At 66.2% G+C, this 21864-nt stretch carries 13 protein-coding genes and 1 pseudogene; 6 read left to right on the top strand and 8 right to left on the bottom strand.

The features are described 5' to 3' along the window. Positions 1 to 4: 4 nt before the first annotated feature. The 5 genes from rfbB to G6N13_RS14260 are packed head-to-tail and all read right to left on the bottom strand — an operon-like array spanning position 5 to position 16691. A complete protein-coding gene (gene rfbB / locus G6N13_RS14280) occupies positions 5 to 1003 on the bottom strand; it encodes a dTDP-glucose 4,6-dehydratase (protein ID WP_163697983.1) in 999 nt (332 codons plus the stop codon). Next, complete coding sequence (gene rfbA / locus G6N13_RS14275; RefSeq protein WP_163697982.1) at positions 1003 to 1872, bottom strand: glucose-1-phosphate thymidylyltransferase RfbA; 870 nt, start codon at positions 1870 to 1872, stop codon at positions 1003 to 1005. Before rfbA ends, rfbB begins: the two co-directional genes overlap by 1 nt. Before the next feature lie 7 nt (positions 1873 to 1879). Further along, the gene (locus G6N13_RS14270) at positions 1880 to 8326 is read right to left on the bottom strand and encodes a beta-ketoacyl synthase N-terminal-like domain-containing protein (RefSeq protein ID WP_163697980.1); all 6447 of its coding nucleotides are present in this window, start codon (positions 8324 to 8326) and stop codon (positions 1880 to 1882) included. After that, positions 8323 to 15072, bottom strand: a complete 6750-nt coding sequence (locus G6N13_RS14265; protein WP_163697978.1) for a type I polyketide synthase — start codon at positions 15070 to 15072, stop codon at positions 8323 to 8325. The genes G6N13_RS14270 and G6N13_RS14265 overlap by 4 nt, the downstream gene beginning before the upstream one ends. 8 nt (positions 15073 to 15080) lie before the next feature. Beyond that, positions 15081 to 16691 carry a PfaD family polyunsaturated fatty acid/polyketide biosynthesis protein gene (locus tag G6N13_RS14260; RefSeq protein WP_163697976.1) on the bottom strand — a complete coding sequence of 537 codons (1611 nt, stop codon included), beginning with the start codon at positions 16689 to 16691 and terminating at the stop codon, positions 15081 to 15083. 268 nt (positions 16692 to 16959) lie between these two features. Between G6N13_RS14260 and G6N13_RS25170 the strand changes: the two are divergent. From G6N13_RS25170 to G6N13_RS14235, 6 genes and pseudogenes are all read left to right on the top strand, one after another. Next, positions 16960 to 17163 (top strand): annotated as a pseudogene (locus G6N13_RS25170) (IS21 family transposase); the annotation flags it as partial. A 182-nt stretch (positions 17164 to 17345) separates the two neighbouring features. Then, complete coding sequence (locus G6N13_RS25725; protein ID WP_268949019.1) at positions 17346 to 17936, top strand: FAD-dependent oxidoreductase; 591 nt, start codon at positions 17346 to 17348, stop codon at positions 17934 to 17936. Continuing rightward, complete coding sequence (locus tag G6N13_RS25160) at positions 17866 to 18072, top strand: FAD-dependent oxidoreductase (RefSeq protein WP_235677760.1); 207 nt, start codon at positions 17866 to 17868, stop codon at positions 18070 to 18072. The genes G6N13_RS25725 and G6N13_RS25160 overlap by 71 nt, the downstream gene beginning before the upstream one ends. Positions 18073 to 18110: 38 nt before the next feature. Further along, entirely contained in the window at positions 18111 to 18341 is a 231-nt protein-coding gene (locus G6N13_RS14245; RefSeq protein WP_163697974.1) for a hypothetical protein, read from the top strand. 73 nt (positions 18342 to 18414) lie between these two features. Further along, positions 18415 to 18687, top strand: a complete 273-nt coding sequence (locus G6N13_RS14240) for a hypothetical protein (protein WP_163697972.1) — start codon at positions 18415 to 18417, stop codon at positions 18685 to 18687. Next, positions 18680 to 18823, top strand: coding sequence for a hypothetical protein (locus G6N13_RS14235; protein WP_163697970.1), 144 nt, complete (start codon positions 18680 to 18682; stop codon positions 18821 to 18823). Before G6N13_RS14240 ends, G6N13_RS14235 begins: the two co-directional genes overlap by 8 nt. Before the next feature lie 212 nt (positions 18824 to 19035). Here G6N13_RS14235 and G6N13_RS14230 read toward each other — a convergent pair whose 3' ends face one another. The 3 genes from G6N13_RS14230 to G6N13_RS14220 form a co-directional block, all read right to left on the bottom strand. Beyond that, complete coding sequence (locus tag G6N13_RS14230) at positions 19036 to 19710, bottom strand: pyridoxamine 5'-phosphate oxidase family protein (RefSeq protein WP_163697968.1); 675 nt, start codon at positions 19708 to 19710, stop codon at positions 19036 to 19038. A 4-nt stretch (positions 19711 to 19714) separates the two neighbouring features. Next, positions 19715 to 20884, bottom strand: coding sequence for an alpha-hydroxy-acid oxidizing protein (locus G6N13_RS14225; protein ID WP_163697966.1), 1170 nt, complete (start codon positions 20882 to 20884; stop codon positions 19715 to 19717). A gap of 70 nt (positions 20885 to 20954) precedes the next feature. Continuing rightward, positions 20955 to 21824 (bottom strand): LLM class flavin-dependent oxidoreductase, encoded by an 870-nt coding sequence (locus G6N13_RS14220; protein ID WP_235678078.1) that lies wholly within the window; start codon positions 21822 to 21824, stop codon positions 20955 to 20957. Positions 21825 to 21864: the final 40 nt, after the last annotated feature.

The raw sequence follows: 21864 nt of genomic DNA, 5'->3' as shown, positions 1-21864 counted from the left end.
CCTGTCATTGCCCCAACCGGGCGTAGAAAGCCTCAGTGGCATCTTTGGCGGGCGCCCACCAGTTTTCGTTGTCGCGATACCACTCGATCGTCGCCGTCAGCCCGTGCTCGAAGTCGGGATACCTTGGCCGCCAGCCGAGTTCGTCGCGCAGTTTGGTCGCATCGATGGCATACCGCAGGTCGTGTCCGGTCCGGTCCGGGACTTTCTCGTAGCCGTCGGCAGCATGGCCCATGATCGAGAGGATCAGTTCGACGACGGTCTTGTTGTCCTTCTCCCCGTCGGCGCCGATCAGGTAGGTCTCCCCGATCCGGCCTCCTTCGAGAATCTGCAGCACCGCCGAGGAATGGTCGTCGGCGTGGATCCAGTCGCGCACATTGAGGCCGTCGCCGTACAGCTTCGGGCGGCCGCCGCGCAGAACGTTGGTGATCTGGCGAGGGATGAATTTCTCGACGTGCTGATACGGGCCGTAGTTGTTCGAGCAGTTTGAGATTGTTGCCGACAGCCCATAGGAACGGATCCAGGCCCGCACCAACATATCGCTGCCGGCCTTGGTCGACGAATAGGGCGACGACGGGTTGTACGGGCTGGCCTCGGTGAACCGGCCCGGATCGTCCAACTCCAGATCCCCGTACACCTCGTCGGTCGAGATGTGGTGATAGCGAACCCCGTACTTGCGGACCGCCTCAAGCAATGTGAACGTGCCGACCACATTGGTATGCAGGAACGGCTGCGGGTCGTTCAGCGAATTGTCGTTGTGCGTCTCGGCGGCATAATGCACAACAGCGTCTGCCGCTGCCACCAGCTTTTCCACAACGCCGGCGTCTGCGACATCACCGTGAACAAAGTGGACCCGATTCTCTGGTAACTCAGACAGCGACGCGAGATTGCCCGCGTAGGTGAGTTTGTCCAGCACGGTGATGTGGTGGTCGGTGTGCTCTACCGCGTAATGCACGAAGTTCGATCCGATGAACCCGGCACCTCCGGTGACGAGGAGCCGACCCATTATGCATCCCTTTCGAGCAGACCCAGCAGATATGTACCGTAGCCCGATTTGACCAACCCATCGGCACGATCCCGCAGCTCGTCGTCGGTGAGAAAGCCTTGGCGCCAAGCGATTTCCTCGGGCACGCCAATCTTCAAGCCAGTACGGCGTTCCATGGTGCGGACGAAGTCGGCAGCGTCGGTCATCTGGTCGAAGGTACCGGTATCCAGCCACGCTGTCCCGCGAGGCAGTACCTGAACCCGCAACCGTTCCTGTTGCAGGTAGGCGAGATTGACATCGGTGATCTCGTACTCGCCCCGATCACTCGGGGACAGATCGCGGGCAATCGACACCACGTCGTTGTCGTAGAAGTACAGCCCGGGCACCGCGTAATTGCTCTTCGGTCGTTTGGGCTTCTCCTCGAGCGACACCACCATCCCGGCGGGATCGAATTCGACGACGCCGTATGCCGATGGCTCGGCCACCCAGTACGCGAAGATCGCGCCACCGTCGACATCGGCGAAGCTCTTGAGCTGCGTGCCCATACCGGGCCCGTACAGCAGGTTGTCTCCCAATACCAACGCAACCTTGTCGTTGCCGATGAAATCGGCGCCGATGGTGAAGGCCTGAGCCAGCCCGTCCGGCGACGGTTGCTGGGCGAAGGTAATAGACACACCGAATCGCGACCCATCGCCCAAGAGTCGTTCGAAACTCTCCGCGTCGTGCGGTGTCGTGATCACCAGAATGTCTTGGATACCCGCCAGCATCAGCGTTGACAGCGGGTAATACACCATCGGCTTGTCGTACACCGGCACCAATTGCTTGGATACACCCAGCGTGATCGGGTGGAGGCGGGTGCCTGAGCCACCCGCCAGGATTATTCCGCGCATCGCACTATTATGACCGCGCCACGACGCGCACACCCATCCCGCGCGTCTCGTAGATGCACAGATCGTCGCACCAGAACCGGCCGTCAAACACAACCAGCACTCCGCTGTCATCACGTTCCACGGACAGGACTTCGATCTCGGATCGAGTGCGCTTGTTGGTCGGCGTCACCTGACCGCGGAACTTCCAGCTGAACACCTGGTCCAGGGCGACGGGCTCGAATGCGTAACCGTCACCGGCGGGGGCATGACCGGACAGCCGGGCCAACGCCCGGGCCGCCTGCTGCATGGCCTCCAGGCCGAGCGAACCGGGCTGTACCGGATCCTGGAAGAAGTGCGCCTTGAAGAACCACGCCTCGGGAGTGACGTCGTACTCGGCGACCAGCCGGCCCAGGCCGGCTGCTCCCCCACCCGGCCAAAAGTTGACCCGGTCGAGAACCTGGAGGCGGCCCTGGTCCAGCCATGGAGCGCCGTCGAGTTCCTCAGCCCGGTAGGACAGTGCGACCGGGGCTGCTGCCGAAAGTGCTTCCAGCGCAGCCGGGTCCGTCCGCAGGCCCACCTGATTCTTCAGCGCCTCAGGGCTGAAGAATCCGAACGCTGTCTTCATCGTCATGACGACCTCGTCGTCCTGAGTGCAGATGACGTCGAAGAATACGATCGTCGAGCCGGCGCCGTCGGCGAAGCGTTCCAGTGTCGAGGTCACCCGCAGGGTCCCGACGCGAGCGGGACGGCGCTGCACGACCTCACCGCCGTCGAGGTTGCGGAACACCACATCGTCGGGACGATTGGCGGCGAAGCCGTTGTACGAGGACAGCCAGCCGCACGGCTGCAGCAGGATCTCGATCAGCACCGGCATCGGTACCGCGTCAACGTGGGCGTCCCCGAAATACCATTCGCCGGCCGGCACGTCGTATTCCGCGACGACGGTGCCGCCCTTGGTCGGCACCCCGGGCGGGCTGGACACGCTGAGCACCCGCGACATGAAGTGGTAGGGCTCATCGGGTAGCCGTGGTGCGCGGCGCGTTCCGTCGAACGGCGCGTACAGCGCTCCGAACGCATCCGACGGCATGCCACGCCCGCAGGCCAGCAGTGCGCCCTGATCGCCGCGAACATCTTTGGTTCCGGCCAGGATCTGCACCGGACCGGGCGCACCGGGAGGCATCGGCCAGTCCGGCACCAGACGCATGCCGAAACGCCGGGCGTGGAACACCTTGAAACCGTCGCTGCGGCACAGCAATGCCGCGAAGACGATCGGCGTCGGGCCGTCGATGATCTCCTCGATGAACACCTCGTAGTCGAGCATGTGATCGGCGTCGGGAGTCACCTGACCGCGGCACACGAACCGCGCCATGTCATCCGGGACGGGCTCAAACCGCCAGCCGTCACGCTCGATGGTGAAGCCGTAGGCAGCCATCGCGAAGGACAGGGCCTGGGTAGCCGCATCCGCCATGAGTGTCCCGGGCATGCAGGGATCATTCTTGAAATGCCCGTCGTAGAACCACATGTCCTTGGGCACCGCGGCGGTCGCGCGCAGATAGCCGCGGCCCCAGGGTCCGCCGTTCGGATCGAATTCGGCGATCTCGTCGATCAGCCGCAGTTTGCCGGTTGGCAGCGACGGCGTCCGGGTATGGGCGGCCGCCCGCTCGAAACCGGCACCGAAGCACCGGAACGCGTGGCCGTCAGTGAACGCATCGAGATCATCCCGGCTGAAGGAACGCTTCTGGGTGACGACGGGCGGCTCGTCACGAATGGCACCATCGCGCGGCGCATCGTCGGCGGCGTCCCATAGGACCCCGTCCGACTCGGCAAGCTCGGCATCGGAGAAGAAGCCGGCTTGCCCGTTGCGCACCGAGATCATCAGCCGGTCGCCGATGTAGCAGTCGTAATGGAAGAAGAACAGCCGCGTATCACCGGTTTTCGCGTGACCGTCAATGTGGATCTCATAGTGCAGCGTGTCACCGCCCTTGGGCAGCTCACCCATGAACGTCAGATCACAGCCGAGCAGGCGGTACACGCGCTCGCTGCGGTTACTGAAATCCGCGCCCAGCCACGAGGCCAGCAGCAGGTCGGCCTGGCCGCTCTCGATCACCACACCCGGTGACATCCGGCCGTTGTGGATGTACCACGCATTCGGGTCGACGTCGGTCTCGGTGACGATGAGACCGGTGCCCATGGTGCCGGGTTCACCCTCGATGCTCATGACTCGATCGGCCAGCAGCAGCGGCGGCTCCGGCATCCGAACCAGGCGCTCGTACTGGTCGTATTCGGCGAACTTGGGCCCCATAACCTCCGAAACCTTGCCGCCGGCAAGGATTTCCAGCTGCGCACGGGACCAGAGCGGCTCTTCGGTCTTCGCTGAACGCCTGCTCAGCGCGGGCGTCACCGGCGGCGCAGGAGGTGGCGGCGGAGGAGGTGGCGCACTCGGTGCTGGTGCCACCGGTGTCGGCACACTCGCCACCGGTGCGGCCGCAGGGGCGCTCGCAACGGGCATCGGTGCTGGGGCATACGCCGCTGGCGCACTAGCGACCACCGCCGGCGCTGATCCCCGTCGTCCCGACACCAACGCGAGGAGATCACCGCGCGACTTCAGGAAGGACTGGTGGGCTTCTGCCTGCCGGTCCAGGAACGCCGAATGCGCATTGCTGACCGAGGCAACCAGATTCAGCGCTGCGGCCGTCTGATCGCTGACCACGGCGGCGGCGGGGGCGACCGGCCTGGCGATCACGGTCGTCGTCTCCGGCGCCGCTTGGACGACTACCTCCTGGGCGATGACCAGCGATGCGAGCTGGGCCGGCGCGGGCGGCATGACTTGAACACTTCCGTGGTCCACTTCGGGCATGGGCGGTGCACTCTCAATCCTGGACGCTTGCGGCGTCGAGACATTCTTGGGCGCTTCAGGCGCCGGGACGATATCGGGCCAATGAGCGGCCAGCGTCAGCTTGCGAGTGTTCCCCGAGGGTGCCGCCTGACCTTGGTCACGCAATTGCTGAATGCGCGCGTCGAATGCGCTGACGTCGACCGGTAGCCCGTAAACCCAGAGCTTGCCAACACTTTCGGCCAGCGCTCGCAGCCCACGGCGTTCCTGGGGATCCAGCGCAACCGCCAGATGTGGGCGATCACCAAGGATTTTCGACACCGCTTGCGTCAAGATGGCGCGCGGCCCGTGCTCGACGAAGATACGGACCCCGTCTTCCCATGCTTGGAGAACCGTCGCGGGGAAGTCGATCGGCTCGAGGGCCTGCCGGGTGATCGCCTCGGCGGCGGCTTCCCGGGTCGGCACATAGGCGCGGTTGACAGCGTTGGTGTAGAACCGGATATCCGGCACCTCGTGCGTCTCTCGCGTGTGAATGTTGCGCCAGGTGTCGGCGAACGGCGCCATCGCTTCGCAGTGGATGACCATGTCCAGACCAAGGGGTATCGCAGTCGCGCCGGGAACGGCGTCGATCACCCGTCGGCACGCTGCGGGATCTCCGCCGATGACGCAATCATCCGGCGCCTGAACAATTGTCATATAGGCGCGCGGTTCGAGCGCCAGCGCCGCATCGACGAGCGGCCGGGGTGCGGTGATACGCCAGCACTCCCACGGGGCCGGTTGGTCACCGAGCCCCCAGTAGGCCGCCGCCACCCGACATTCGCCGGTCAGCTCATCGCCGTACATGCCCGACGCCTCGATCTCATCGAGCATCGGTTCCAGGTCGCTCCAGACCCCAAAGGCCATCAGCGAGTTGGTCTCGCCTGACGAAAGACCAATCGCAGCAGTAGGTTTGAGGCCGAGAACGGTCCGGGAGAACTCCGCCTGCGACTGACAGACCAGAGCACAACCGGTCAGCTGGGTGCGTGGGTCCAGGGTGGTGATCCCGTCGCCGTGCAGAGCACGGGCCAAATCGCCGACGCCGGAGAAGCGTTGGGTGAGTGCATCGCCGATCTCGGGCCACGCGAACAACAGCTCACGCCCGGCACCCGGGTAGGCCGCTGCTGCGCCCGTGAAGGTGAAGGCAAGTTCGCCGGTGGTCGGGGCTTCGGCGAACGCGATGCCCGGAACGACCGGTGCCTCGCCACGTTCGAGCCGCTGCACGGCCTGTTGGCGAAGCGTGTCCACTCCGGCCTGGCTGACCCCCACCAACGAACACCGCACCGGCCCGCTGCCACCTGGTTCGCCGCGGTGCAGCCGGCTCAACAGATCGGCCCTGCTTGAACCGGCGTAGCGCTCCGAGACCGGAACGACGCCAAGCGCCAGTGGCTTTGGCGCACCGGCCGCGGACACCGTGATGCCATCGGCACGTCCACCCAGCGCCTCCACCCACACCGCCGCAGTGGTACCGCCCGGTGCCGGCTGCGCACCGGCACGATCCACCCGCACCCGCGCCCGCACGGCCTCTGCGCGGGCGGCGATCTCCACAGCAGCGCTGGCCGCGTGGGTGCGGCCGATCCGCTGCGCCGCGAAGTTCGGATCGGTCGCGATCGGCTCGTCGTCGGTATCGATGACGGCGACGATCTCGTCGCCCGCGGCTTCCGCGTCGGCGCGGCGCTTCAGGACGAACGCCACGGCCGCGTCACCGTGCGCGATGCTCGTATCGGCGTCCAGTGCGTCGGCCGCGCGTGAATGTGCTGGCTCGCAACACATATCGACCCCACCGGCGACGACGGTGTCGAGTTCTCGGTACCGCAACGCCCGAATAGCGATCTGCAGCGCGGTGATCGCCGACAGCTCTTCGGTGGAGACGGTGAAGCCGAACCCGCGAAAGTCACGCTGGGCGTGGATGCGATTGGCGGGGATGTTGGGCATGGTTCCGATGACACCGTCAGCGGTCAGCTGCGGCGCGGCCTCTTTGTTCGCCGCCAGCCACTGGTCATTGTCGGTGTTCAGCACCCGCAGCCGCTGGCGACCGATCATGGCATCGCAGCCCATACCGACGAACACCCCGGTACGGTCCGGGTCCAGCGTCACATAGCGCAATGCCTGCCCCGCCGCGGCCAGCATCACCGTCTGCTGACTCAGGCTGCCGGCGAGCTCCTTTGGCGGGAACCCCAGGCCCGCAAGGTCAAGCTCGACGGCGTCGAGCGGAGTGGGCTGCGCCTCGGGTCCCAGCACACGGCGACGGAATGCGTTGGCACCGCGTGCGTCGCCAGTGACCACACCGATTCCGCAGATGACGATCTCGTCGGTGGGCGGCCGCTGCCGCGCGACCGAACCGCGTGGCCCCCGGTAGTTCTCGACGATCAGGTGCGCGTTGTTGCCGCCGAACCCGAAGTTGCTGACTGCGGCGCGCTTGACCGGTCCTTCCCATGGCGTGGGCGTGGTGACCAACGTGAACGGTGTGCCGGCCAGCTTCTCGGTCGGCTTCTCGCACAACGTCGGCGGAAACGTCGACGCCTGCATGGCGGACAACACATTCACCAGGCTTGCCGCGCCGGACACCGTGATGGTGTGACCGAGATTGCCTTTCAGCGCGCCCAGCTTCAGCGGGACGTCACCGTAGGCGGCCGCGATGCTCTGCAGCTCGGTGGCGTCACCCAGCGGTGTGCCGGTCGCGTGGCAGTCCACGTAGTCGATATCGGCAGGGGTCAGCCCCGCCTGCTCGAGCGCCGAGATCATAGCGCGGGTCTGACCACCCACCGCGGGTGCCAAGAAGCCGCTCTGCCGGCCATCGTTGGAGAGCCCAACACCCATGATCACGCCGAGGATGTGGTCGCCGTCGCGCTCGGCGTCGTCGAGGCGCTTCAGAGCCACCAGGGCTGCGCCCTGTGCGGGAACCAGACCATCGGCCTCGGCGTGGAAGGGACGAGACCGGCCCGACGGGCTCAGCGCCTGCAGCGAGGTGAAGCCAAGATGCAAGAACAGGTCGTCCGAGCCGTTGACCCCGCCCGCGAGCATGACGTCGGCGTCGCCGTCGTGCAGGGCGTCGCACGCCAGTTTGATCGCGTAGAGCGATGACGCGCAGGCAGCGTCGAGCGCATACACCGGGCCATTCATCTCCATCGCACCGGCGACCAGGTGCACCGGCAGCCCGGAGGAGAACCGGTTGCGTGGATCGTCGTTGCCGTTGCCCGTCCAGACGGCCTCGACGAACGCGGTGCCCATGGTGCTCGGATACGACAGGTTGCCCACGATCAGACCGGTCCGCGGTGCCGCGAGCGGCCCGCCCAGTGCCTGCTGCGCACACTGAGCAAGCCACGGCACGATCGGATCGAGCCGGTCGAAATCAGTTATCCGCGAGGCGAATTGGGTCAAGTCGAAGGAAGTCTCCACATAGCCGCCGGTCGCCGACGACACCCGCAGACCTGGTTTGTCGCTGGCCAGCAGCTGGCCGGGATCCACACCGCGCCAACCATCGCGTGGCGTGGGCGTCAGCAGGCAGCGGCCACCCAGCGAGGCGTCGAACAGCTCCTCCGGTGTGGTTGCACCGGGCAGGACACAACTGCGTCCGACGATCGCGACCGGGTCGAACCCGCTCACGCCGGCGTGTCCGCGGCGCCGCCCGCAGCGTAGAACTCCACACCCTCGAGGGTCGCGACGAGTGCGCCGTCGGAGGTTTCGTACGCGATATCGAAATCGACCCGCTTATCGTTCACCGGGTGCGCGGCCAACCGGCAACGCGCGATACTGGCGTCAGCGAACGTCCGGTGCAGCACAACCCGGCCGATCCGGATCGGCAGCACCAGGGGACGTCCCTGCGCGCTCGCCCACACGATGCCCAGCTGCAGGCCGCCATCGATGCCGGCAGCGTCGATCGCCCAGCCGTTCTGCGGCCAGCCGAGATCGCCCAAGCCTTTCAGCGTGGCGCTGCCACCTTCAGTTCCGAACGTGTCGAGCGCCTCGATGACGGCAAACTGCGGCCCGTGGAACAGCGGGCCGGCGTATGCCTCGTCGACGCCGAGCGGCCACGCCGATCCTGACACCTGCGGAACCGACAGTTCCGGGGCCGCAACGGCCGCGGTGTCCACCGTGGCGCGGTAACGCGCCCGACCCGAACCGTCAGTGATCGAGACGGTGTAGGACGAACCGACGGGTTCGAAATCGATGGTGAGAGCTTGCCGTTCACCTTCGGTGAACGTGACTCCCGACAGCACCTGGAAGTCACGGACCACCGGGCACGCATCGGCAACGACACCGCGTGCCGCACGCAGTATCGCGTCCAGCGCGATCACCACCGGCACCACCACCTGGCCACGGACCTGATGGTCGGTGAGCACCGGCAGGTTTTCGGCCGACACATCCCAGTCGAGGCGGGTGGCGCGCAGCCGCGGCTCGGCCGGCGCGGCTACCACGACCGCGGTGGCCGACGACCGGCACAACGCATGGTCGGCGAAGAACTGGGCACCCTCAGCGATCGGGATGACACCCACACCGCCGGCGAGGAACCGGCTCTTCAACGTCGCGTCGACCATCCCGCCATCCCAGGGGCCCCAGCCAAACGCACGCACCACGCACTCGCCGTTACGGCGAGCGGCTTCCCGGGCCGCGATGGCCTCCAGGGCCGCATTGGCCGACGCGTACGCGGACTGCCCGGGATTTCCGGCCCGTGCCGCGATCGAGGAGAACAGCGAGATGAAGCGCAGTTCGTCGGTTGCCGTTGCATCCAGCAATGCTTCTGCACCAACGAGTTTGGTGGTGAACACCTTGACGAACCCATCGTCGTCGAGGTCTTCGAGGCGCTTGTCGGCCAGTACGCCGGCACCGTGGACGACGCCGACGATCGGACCGAAGTTCTGCCGAACCTCGTCGAGCACACTGCGCAGTGCGGCGTCGTCGGTGATGCTGGCCGCGAAGTAGCGGGCCGGGGTGCCTTGCCGCTCTGCGGTCGACAGGGTGGCGCGAACCTCCCGCTCGGCGAGCAGGCTTTCGGCTTGCGCCCGGGCCTGCGAGAGGCTGAGCTGCTCGCCACGAGCCCGTGCCGATGCTGCCAACGCGGTGGCGATCTCGGCTGCGGTGGTACCCGTCGGCTCGTCGCCGGTGAACTCACGCAGGGGCGTGCGTCCGAGGAGAGCCAGCCGCAGGCCATAACGCTTGGCCAGCGCCAGGGCCGACTCCGCCGTGACGCCACGAGCACCACCGGTGACGACGACCACGCCGCCCGGGGTGACACTGATCGCCTCCCCTTCGCCGACTAAGGATTCGATGTCGTCGACGGCAACCAGCCGGGTGCCATCAGCACGCAGGGCGACCTCGATACCGCTGCCACCTGCCAGCAGCTCGGCCGTCAGCCGTTCGGCGTCGAGGGTTTCCATATCGACGGCCCGTACCGAAGCGTTGGGCCATTCCCAGCCGGCGGTCTTCACCAGGCTCGCAACACCGACCGGGACGTCCGCCGCGATGAACCGGGCACCGGTCGACTGGACGGTGACGAACAGCCGCGTCGGCGCGCTGCTCTTAGCGACGCTGCGGGCCGCGTGAAACGCACTCACATGGACCGCGACACAGTCTGCCGGTGTGCGCGCCGGGGCCAGCGCGGCCAGGCTGATGACGGCACCCGCTTCGGCGGGAGCCTCATCGACCGTCCGCGTCTGGATCCCCCGGGAGCTCAGCGAGCGCTGGAGGGCATCGGCGAAGGCAGGGTCTTCACGGGTGATGAAAACGACGCCGTCACGCAGGCCTGCCATCGCCAGCCCGCTGGGCGGGGCAGCCCGAAACTCCGCCTCGGTGCAGGACAGAGCGACCAGCTCCGGCTCAGGCGCTGAATGCTGAACTGCGGCAGCCTGTTCGGTGCGACCGTCGGCGGCGAACCCGGAAACCGTATCGACCACATCCTGCAGAGTGCGCAGGTTCGCGAGTTCCGACGCCGGAATCTCCGGAGCGCCAGGGAACTTCGCCTGCAACGCCGCCAAAATCTCGACCTGCTTGATCGAATCGATCCCCAGCTCGGCTTCCATCTCCATGCCCAACCCGAGCATGTCAACCGGATAACCCGTCTTCTCCGACACAATCTCCAACACCACAGCACCAGCCGAAACCGATGGCTCCGCGACCGCAGCAGGTGCTGTGGCAGCGGCAGGTGCAGCGAATCCGGAGACGGTGTCGACGACATCCTGCAGGGTGCGCAGGTTCGCCAACTCGGAGGCCGGAATCTCCGGAGCACCAGGGAACTTGGCCTGCAGCGCTGCGAGAATCTCGACCTGCTTGATCGAATCGATCCCCAGCTCGGCCTCCATCTCCATGCCCAACCCGAGCATGTCAACCGGATAACCCGTCTTCTCCGACACGATCTCCAGCACAACCGCACCAGCCGACGGACCAGCCGACACAGCCGGCGCAATCACCGGAGCGGCAGGAGAAGCTACCGCAGGCGCAAAGTCCGCGATCGTATCCACCACATCCTGCAACGTCCGCAACCCGGACAGCTCAGAGGCCGGAATCTCCGGAGCACCAGGGAACTTCGCCTGCAACGCCGCCAAAATCTCGACCTGCTTGATCGAATCGATCCCCAGCTCGGCTTCCATCTCCATGCCCAACCCGAGCATGTCAACCGGATAACCCGTCTTCTCCGACACGATCTCCAGCACAACCGCACCAGCCGACGGACCGGCCGACACAGCCGGCGCTACCGCGCCGACAGCCGCAGGTGCAGATACCGCAGGCGCAAAGTCCGCGATCGTATCCACCACATCCTGCAGCGTCCGCAACCCGGACAGCTCAGAGGCCGGAATCTCCGGAGCGCCAGGGAACTTCGCCTGCAACGCCGCCAAAATCTCGACCTGCTTGATCGAATCGATCCCCAACTCGGCTTCCATCTCCATGCCCAACCCGAGCATGTCAACCGGATAACCCGTCTTCTCCGAAACAATCTCCAACACCACAGCACCAGCCGACACAGCCGGCGCAATCACCGGAGCGGCAACAGGTGCGGGCGCCACGGCCTCAGGTGCGGCAACCGCGACGGGCGCGGCAACCGGGGCGGGTGCGGCAACCGGGGTGGGTGCGGCAACCCGTGCGACGGCCACCGGGGGTGCGACGACCGGGGCGGCTACCGCGGGCGCGGCAACCTGTTGCGGCGCAACGGCTGCCAGCGCTCGAGGCACCTGCGCAACGGTTGCCGACTCGCCCACGATATGCGCCATCATCTGAGTGGACATGTCCAGGAAAGCCTGGTGACTCTGGGTCACCACGTCCATATAGCGCTGGTGCTGCTCGGCGGTCTCTTTCTGAATGCTGTCGATGATGCTCCACACATCGCCCGACACCGGAACCGCAATAGCTTCAGCAACCTGTGCCTGAACCGGCACCTGCTGCTGAACCACCGACGGCTGGGCTTGGGCCACCGGCGCGGGCGCGGAGCCCGCGGGTGTCTCCATCCGCTGTACCGCCGGCGCGGGTGCTTGTTTCGCTACCGATGCAGATGCCACTGCCAGCGGTGCGCTCGGCGCGCTCACCCGCGTGCGCTTGGGCGTGATCGAAACCTTGCCGTCCGCGGGCGGGTACGGCTTACCAAGGTTAGCTCCGCCGACCTTGACGGCATGCTTGGGCGGCACAACGAATTTCGCCGGCTCGGCGTAGTGATCAAATAGCGCGACGAGGTCGAGTGCCACACCGTCGGCGGCCAGCGCGGCCAGTCCCCGATGCCAGCCGCGGAGCCCGTCGGCCTTCGGGTCGTCCAGCGCCACCGCGATGTGTGGTGCCGAGCCGAGGATCTTCCCGACAAGACCGGTCAGAACCCGTCCGGGTCCAACCTCCACGAAGCGGGTCACCCCGTCGCGCGACATCGTCTCGATCATTTCTCGGAAGCGCACCATCTGCGCAACCTGATTGCCGAGTTGTTCGGCAACGTCCTCACCGTACGGCTGCGCCGTGGCGTTCGCGTAGACCGGGAAATTCGGCTGCCCGATCTTCAGCGTCTTCAGGTACGACGTCAACGGTGCCGAACTCGCGGCCACGATCTCGGAGTGGAATGCCGAGGCCACCGGCAACCGAACCGCCGTCCAGCCCTTCGCTTTTGCCGCGTTCTGTGCCCATCCGATATCGGAGTCGTAGCCGGCCAGCACCACCTGCTTGGGCGCATTGTCGTTGGCGATGACCAGCGATCCCGATTCCGGTTGGGTGGCCAGCAACGCGCGCACCTCATCGGCGGTCGCCGAGACCGCCAGCATCGCGCCGTCCTTGCCCTGGCCCGCTTCGTTCATCAGCGTGCCGCGCATCCGCGCAGTCTCGACGAGACGCTCGGTGGGCAGGACGCCAGCCGCGGCCAGCGCGGTGACCTCACCGAAGCTGTGGCCGGCGGCCGCCGTGGCACCGACACCCAGGACATCAAGCAGCGCAAGCTGAGCCAGGCTGGTTACGGCGATGGCCGGCTGCGCGTTGGCCATCGCGGTGAGCTCTTTTTTCTGCGCGTCTGCCGCGGACGCTTCGAAGGCGGGCTCCGGGAAGACAACACCGGCCAACTCGATCAGATCACCTTCGAGCCCATCCCACACCGCGAGCGCTTCCGGGAAGCTCAGCGCAAGATCGGCCCCCATACCGACATACTGGCTGCCCTGGCCCGGGAACAGGAATGCCGTCTTACCTTCGCGTGCCGGTCCGAAACCGACGGCGATGTTCGCGTCCTTGAGCTCAGCGGCCTTACCGTCGGCCAGCGCGCTGCGCAGCCGTTCAGCTACGACGCCAAGCGATTCGGCATCGGTGGCAACCAGCCCCGCTCGTGCGGGCTGGGACGCATCGAATTCCTCGGCGGCCTCGAAAGCAATACGGGCAAGGCTCTCGCCGGAGCGGGCGGCCGTCACGATGTCTGCGGCCCGCTTCTGCAGCTCGGCCTCCGACGGTGCGCTGAGCGCCACAAGCTCACTGGGCAGAGCCCGCAGCCGCTTGGCGCGATGCTCGCCCTGGTATTCCTCCAGTGTCACGTGGAAGTTACTGCCGCCGAAACCGAAGGAGCTGACCGATGCCCGTCGGGGCTGGTCGCTCTTACGCACCCAGGGCCGGGTCTGCGCGTTGACGTAGAACGGTGACTCCTCGATCCCCATTGAAGGGTTGGGGCGATCTACCTTCAGAGTGCCCGGGAGCGTCGAATGCTGCAGCGCAAGAACGGCTTTGATGAGCCCCGCGGCACCGGCGGCTGCCTTGGTATGGCCGATCTGGGATTTCACCGACCCTAGTGCGATTCGGGCCGAGCTGTCGGTGAATACCGACTTCAGCCCCGCGAATTCGGCGACGTCGCCGGCTTTGGTCGCGGTGCCGTGCGCCTCGACGAGTTCGACCGTCGACGGGTCGTAGCCGGCGCGCTCGTAGGCGCGCCGGAGTGCCTTGGCCTGCCCCTCGGACCGCGGCGCGTAGACGCTGGACGCGCGGCCGTCGGAGGAGGAACCCAGGCCGCAGATAACCGCATGGATCTGGTCCCCGTCGCGCTCGGCATCGGCGAGGCGCTTGAGCGCCACCATGCCGACACCCTCACCGATGATCGTGCCGTCGGCACCCGCGGAGAACGGCCGGCAGTCACCGGTCGCCGAGAATGCCGGTGTCTTGGAGAAGCACATGTACATCATCACGTCGTTGAGTGCGTCGACCCCACCGGTTAGCACCACATCCGACTCGTGCAGATACAGCCGGTGCAACGCCGACTGCAGCGCCGAAAGCGAACTGGCGCAGGCGGCATCGGTGACGAAGTTGGCGCCACCGAGGTTGAGACGGTTAGCCACGCGACCGGCGATGACATTGCCGAGCAGACCGGGGAACGTGCTCTCCTGCCACGGCACATAGTGATCGGCGATGTCCTGGCAGATCTCGTCTGCCTCGTCCTCGGGTAAGCCGTTCTCCAGCAGTGCTTTACGCCAAATCGGCCGCTGCATCCGCGAACCCATCTGCACCACCAGCTCGGTGGTCGAGGCAACCCCGAGCACCACGTCGACCCGGTCCAGGTCAACCTCCACACCTTCGCGCTGCACCTCGTCGAGCAGCTGCCTGGCGGCGATCAGCGCGAGGATCTGCCCGGTATCAGTCGACGGTAATGCGTTGGGGGGCAGGCCGAATTTCACCGGATCGAAGTCCACGGGGTCGATGAAGCCGCCGCGCTTGCAGTAGGTCTTGTCCGGCACTTTCGGGTCGGCGTCGAAGTAATCCTCGATCAACCAGTGCGAGGGCGGTACCTCGCTGATGGCGTCGCGGCCCGCGGTGATGGTGCGCCAGAAGCCGGTGAGCCCCGACTCGCCCGGGTAGATCGCCGACATGGCGACCACCGCGATCGGAGTGGCAGAGGGCTGGTGCGTGTTGTCAGTCAAGGTGACCCTTATCCGAGGGGACGTGGACGGAAATCAAAGGCGGAAGGCGGCATCGCGACGCCCGAAGCGCGAAGCTGCCCGGCTCGTGTCACAGTTGCCGCGCCCTCAAGGAGATTGAGGGCGATCTGGCGAACCGTGCGCGCCTCCACCGGCTCGAGGAAACTTCCCCGCACCCATTGGTTGAAGGCTCCCATCGCTGGACCACACCAGATCTGGTAGTCAGCGCGGCGTTCAGTGTTACCGTCGCGCGCCCACTGCGAACCCGTGAACAGGTACCAGCGAAATACCAGGGCCATGCGATGTCTGGGGTCCGCCGCAGCGCGCTCCACCTGGTGTGGATCGCTCTTGGCGAAGAACGCCTCGGTATCCGCCCAGATGTCGGCGACACTGCGCCCGAGGACCGTCTTTTCGAGGCTCGCCAACTCCTCCGCAGGGGCTTCCTCGAGAGAGGAGTAGCGGCGATAGAAGTCAGCCAGGCGGTGCCCGCGCTGGGCGAACATCGTGCCGCGCTTGAGAACCTGCACGGTCACGCCCATTTCGAACATATCGGCGGCGGGCGCCATCGCCACATCGGTGGATTCCGCCAGCCCCAGCAGGGTTCGCGCGTCGGGTGACAACCCACTCTCCACCGCCGACTGGTTGACCGAACCGGTCAACACATAGGCCGCGCCTGCGGCGAACGCGGCGGCGACGGCGGCCGGGGTACCCAGCCCGCCGGCTGCTCCGACGCGCGGCAGAACTGAGTAGCCGTAGGCGGCGGCGATGTCGTCGCGCAGGCTGATCAGTCGCGGAAGCAGCACGGTCAGCGCGCGGTTGTCGGTATGCCCGCCCGAATCCGCTTCGGCGGTGATGTCTTCCGCAATCGGGATCCGGCTCGCGAGCGCGGCTTCCTCGGCGGTGAGACGGCCTTCGGCGACCAGCGTGCTCAGCATCGCTTCCGGTGCGGGCGAGAGGAACTGGCGGGCGACCTCATCGCGGGAGACCTTCGCGAAGATATGGCCGGCCCGAACGACCTGCCCGTGCGCGTCGCGACGCAGACCTTTTGCGGCGTAGAGGACAACCGCGGGCGTGAGACGCATGAACGCCGACGCGGACACGTAGCGGACACCGAGGCGATGGAACAGATCGACGGTCGCCAATTCGACGCCGTCGCTCTGGACGTTGTGGATCAGGTTGGCACCCCAACCGGCGGAGTCCCGGCCCAGGGCGGCCTGAATCTCCAGCACACCCGCTTCGACGGTGGCGAGGTCCAATCCGGCACTGCCGTAGAACGCCATCACGCCGGCGCGCACACCCTCGACGGTCATCTGCGGCGTCGCGATGCCGCGGGCCATCTCGCCGACGACATAGGGAAATCGCACACCGTGGGTCGCGGTGAAACTACGCTCGCCGAGCCATTCGGGATAGATCGCCGGCAAGACGGCAAGCAGGCCCTGGCTCAGGACCTCGGGCGTAAGTTCCCCGCCGCCGTCGAGGAGTACAGCGCGCGGCCCCTGGACCGAGTTCACGACGGCAACCGGCCTCCGAATTGCTGCCAGTGCGTCGCCGACGTCGGGTCGATCAAGCAGCGCTACAGAGGTGCCATTCGTCGGATGAGCGTTAGCCAAGGTGGCCTGCATGAGCAGCGACTCTAGCTTTACGCGCTCGACAAATCCTGGTTTTAGAACACGTTGACGCGGCCAGCGACCTACCCGCGGGTAACTCTCTGCGGGGATCCTACGTTGCCGCGTGTCAGCGTCGTTGCCGAACTTGATCGCGCTCACTGAAATTCCCCACTTTCGTTCATCGAAACTCCCTACCTGTGGGGCCCCGCCGAGATGGGCGGACCTGCCTCGATGCTGGTGGTGTCAAACGCCTGCAGCGCTGGCGAAGGAGGCCCTCTTTCGCATGCTCACAGGAGAGACCGATGTGGAGTTAACCGCCCTGCGCAGACGTGGTTGGACGATCCCGGCGATCGCCAAACACACCGGGTTCGACCGCAAGACGGTCCGCAAATACCTGGCCGGCGGCGGCACGCCGGGGGTGCGGGCTCGGTCGGGCCCGGATCCGTTCGAGCCGTTCCTCGACCACGTCACCGCGAGATTGGTCGAGGGGTGTGGCGCTCAACGACCGCAGGCACGGGATTACGGGCTGACGGTTCGACCGTGGAGTCACTCGACGTGGGTTGCACCGTTAGTGCTTAGCAAAAGTCAGCGGGATTCACGCGCCGAACCGTGGCGGGACATCGGCGAATGTGACGTGACCGCCGGTTTTACTCCGCTAACGTCACCGCTATGCGTTCGGTCGCGCGGCGCGGGTTCATGCTGGGTTTCGGTGCGCTCGCAGCGGTGCCTCTGCTCCCAGGATGTGGCAGCGCGGATGAGAAGGGCGGCGACCACGTCGTGATCGTCGGCGCTGGCTTCGCCGGCCTGGCGGCGGCCCGGCGACTGGCCGACGCCGGTGTGCGCGTCACCGTTGTCGAGGCTCGCGACCGGATCGGCGGAAGCATCGCCTTCGACCCACCGCTTCTCGAGGCCAAGTGCCACGCCATCGAGAAGCTCGGATTCGGACTGCTCAACAAGGTGGTCGTCGCCTTCGAGAAGCCGTTCTGGCCCGAGTCCACCCCGATGATCGGACTGGTCGGCAACAACCAACCGGTCACCGATCTGGCCAACGGGCTGGTGTTCGCCGGTAAGCCGCTGCTCGTGAGGCTACGGGGCGGCCAGGCCGTGGTTGCGCGAATCGCTGTCCGATCAGTCCGCGGTGACCGAATTGCTTACTGCCATCGATGCGCCAACCCCCACCGGATCGATCGTGACCCGGTGGGGCACAGATCAATACGCCCGTGGCTCATACAGTTTCATCGCCGTCGGGTCCAGCCCTGACGATATGCACGCGCTGGGCGAGCCGGTCGGCGAACGTCTGTTGTTCGCGGGCGAAGCCACCAACCCCGAGTGGTTCGGCACCGTCCACGGCGCTCATCTCAGCGGTCAGCGGGAAGCCGACCGGATCCTCGGCTAGGGGTTTCGCGGCGCCTGCTGCCAACAGCCTGGACGCCGATGACGGCAACCACCGCAAATACCCCGACGCGCTCGGAGGCTCAGGCCTTGTTGGCGATGCTCGAGCGCGTGCGGGCGAGACTTGTGATGCAGCGGGCTGAGGTGGCGAGGCAGTTACGCGATATGTCCGACCACATCGACGGGATCGACCGCCAGCTCGACGATCTGAGCATCAGCGCGGAATGGCTGTCCGCGGTCGCCGGGCACCCGAGCACCCGGTTGCGGGCCTAGCCCCGCGGGTTTTCCTGACGCCACCCTCGTCGTTCGATACGGTGAGACACCGGTCGGCGAAAGTGGGGGCCACATGCGCAATCCAAGCGGGCGACTCGCCGCCCGCGCCGTGGCGGTGACATCGCTGCCCTTCACCGGAATATCGCGGGCGCCAATACGTTCAGCCGATGATGGCTGCGGGGCCGGGACGTATTTCAACTGGGAAACCAACCAGTGCGAGTACTACGACGATGTGAACGTGTACGTCAACCCGTGCCGCTATATCGGCCCTGCCGGCGTCGGGCCCGCTGGGTCCAGGGCCTTTCGGGCCCGGCCGGCGCTAGTCGAGGGAGAAGACTGTGGTTGAGCGCGACGACACCGATGACCAGGGCCGCCCCAAGAAACCGGAAATCGAACCGCGGCAGCACCACACCGAAGACATCGTCTTCCCCGAGTCATTCCGGAACTTTTGGCGCACACTGCTGGGTCCGTGGGGGCGGTGACACCGCACATCGGACGGTGCGGTCACATACGAGGCATGCAATTTGCCGGGCAGCCGCGGAATCTGATGGTGGTCTACGGAATCATCTGCAGCGCTGTGACACACACGCCACTGATGTCGCGTGTGCTACAGGCATCCGACGAAGCACCGGGTGCGTGGCCATCGGCGTCATCGCGCTGGCGTTCAGCTTCGTCCTTCGTCCCAAAACGCTTGCTAGCGAAGCTGTCTCCCCCGGCGGTTCGACAGCTCACCAACCATCGCACTGACCGACGGCGGTACCGGGGTCGCGGGATCGCAGTCCGGTGCACGCTGCGGCTCGCCGTAGACCGTGGTCAACGGAACCACCCCGGCCCATGCCCCGGCGGCGACATCGTCATCCTCGTCATCGGGCCACCCGTCACCGATCTTGAGCGACCAGTTATCGCCCGTGATAGCCATCCGCAGCGCCATCGTCGCGGCGAGCTCTTTGCGGGAATTGGCCCGAAGTTCGGCCACCCTGCCCGGGATGAACGTATCGGTCAGTGTCTCCAGGTAGGACACCTTGTCGGCATCGGGAATCGGCTCGAACGTCCCGAACAGCACCGCACTGCGGAACTGAAAGGAGGACTCGAATCCGCTGCGCGCCACCAGAACTCCGTCGAGTGCGGTCACCGAGACCGCGGCGGCCGCGCCACCGGCCAGTTGACGCATCCAGGGCGAGCCCGTCGATCCGTGGATGACCAGTTCGTCGTCGATCCGGGCGAAGCCGATCGGAAAGATCACCGGGTGTCCGTCGCGGATCAACGCGATCGTCGCCAGCGGTGTTGCGTCGAGCAGCTCGTCGAGCCTGTGCCGCGAGGTGTTCTGTTTCTCGGGCAGGCGGTTGACGCTGGTGGATGGTTGGGACATCGCTCTACTGTCGCACAGCCCGCAGCGCATCACGAGTCAGATCAGCCAGGGCACGGTAGCCGTCGATCCCCATGATCAGGTCGGCCTCGGCCAGCAGCGAACGCAGCACATGCACAATCCCGTCGGTGCCGGCCAGGGCTGCGCCGTAGGCGTAAGGCCGCCCGACGCCAACCGCCCTAGCCCCCATGGCCAGTGCCTTGACGATATCGGCGCCCGAGCGGATACCGGAGTCAAACAGCACGGGAACTTCACCGGCGGCATCCACCACATCGGGCAGGCAGTCGAGTGCGGGAAGCCCGCCATTGGCTTGGCGCCCACCATGGTTGGAGCAGTAGATGCCGTCGGCGCCGGCGTCGATCGCACGGCGGGCATCGTCGGGATGGCAGATTCCCTTCAGGATCAACGGCAGCGACGTCAACGACCGCAGCCACGGCAGGTCGTTCCAGCTCAGGCAGTTTCCGAAATTGCTGACCCACGCCATTACCGCGTTGCGAGGGTCGGCGTCGATATCCCCGTCGACCTTGCTACGGAACACCGGGTCGCTGATGTAGTTGGCCAAACACTTGCCGCGCAGTTGCGGGAAGTTGGCCGTTGCCAGGTCGCGCGGCCGCCAGCCTGGCACCCAGGTATCCAATGTCACCACGATGCCGGCGTATCCCGCTGCTTCAGCGCGGTGCACGAAGCTCTCGGCCATCTCGCGATCAACAGGGGTGTACAGCTGGAAAAGACCTAAGGTGTCCCCGAATTGGGCTGCCACCTCCTCCAGCGGATCCATCGTCAGTGTCGAGACACACATCGGCACCCCGGTTGCGGCCGCGGCGCGCGCCGCAGCGAGATCACCGTGCTGGTCAGTGGTGCACAGCCCGATCACCCCGATCGGTGCCATGAATACCGGCGCCGGCCAGCGTCGGCCCCACAGTTCCACGCTCGTATCCCGTTCGGTGGCGCCGACGAGCATACGGGGTATCAGGCCCCACTGCTCGAAGGCCGTGACATTGGCGCGCTGCGTGCGTTCATCGCCAGCGCCACCGGCGACGTACGACCATATCGACGGTGAAAGAGCTTGAGCGGCACGGGCTTCTAACTCCGCGAAGGACATCGGCAGACTGGGCTGTGTGCCGGTCAGGCCCTGCAAGTAGATTTCGAGCTGGTAGTTGCCGTACGGCTGGGTCATGACTCCCCCTTGTCCCGCGACATCGACGCTAGGGCGACTTCTACTCGAATTTCTACGCCGAAACTCACGCTTAGGCGGAAATCTCGCCAACAAGATCCGCGACGCGACGCAGCTGGCCGATGTCAGTACTGGTCGGGATGAGGTGCAGCTCGCTGGTGCCGATCGCGGCGAACCCGCGCAGCACCGCGACGAGTTCCTCGTCGGTACCGGCCCACCCGGTGGTCGGCGCCATCGCCTCGACGTACTCGCGCGGAATCCAGTTCATGTAGTGCAACAGGTGCTGCGCGACCCGCGCGCGCGGCGCCGCGCCGTCACCGATGGCGAACCAAAACGACGTCGCGAGATGGGGTTTGGGCTTGCCCGCCTCCGCCCACGCGGCGCGGGCGACATCGAACAGCTCGTTCTGCTTGTCCAGGTCGAGGTCCAGCGAGATGCCGGTGATGCCGTCGGCCCACTGGGCCGCACTGCGCAGAGTCTTGGGGCCGGTGGTGCCGACCAGCAGTCGCGGGCCGCCGTCCCGGGCGGGTGCGGGCCCGACCGGCAACACCGATTCGGTGACCTTCTCCCCCGCCCAGACCCGCTTCATGACCGCCACCCGCTCAGCCATCTGCCGCATGGTCTGGGTTTTCGGGTCGGCACCCGCCGCGCGGTAATCCTCGTGCCGACCGCCAACACCGATGCCGACGGTGAGCCGTCCGCCACTGAGCAGGTCTCCGGTCGCCAGCGCCTTGGCAAGCATCACCGAATTGTGCAGCTGCGGAACGATCACGGTGGCCACCAGCGGGACCCGCTCGGTCCAGCCGGTCAGCGCACCCAGCAGGGTCAGCGAGTCCGGATTGCCGAACGCGATCCGCTCACCCCAGCACAACGAGGAGAACGGTCCCTCGTCGATGGCCTGGGCCCATTGCTTGAGGATCTTTGCGTTGACGTCCGGTTCCATGACCGGCAAGGTCATCCCAATCTGCACGCCCGCGATTCTG

Origin of the sequence: Mycolicibacterium sarraceniae, assembly GCF_010731875.1 — a bacterium.
In the GTDB taxonomy this organism is placed as follows: domain Bacteria; phylum Actinomycetota; class Actinomycetes; order Mycobacteriales; family Mycobacteriaceae; genus Mycobacterium; species Mycobacterium sarraceniae.
This window is presented reverse-complemented; position numbering and strand designations above follow the sequence as displayed.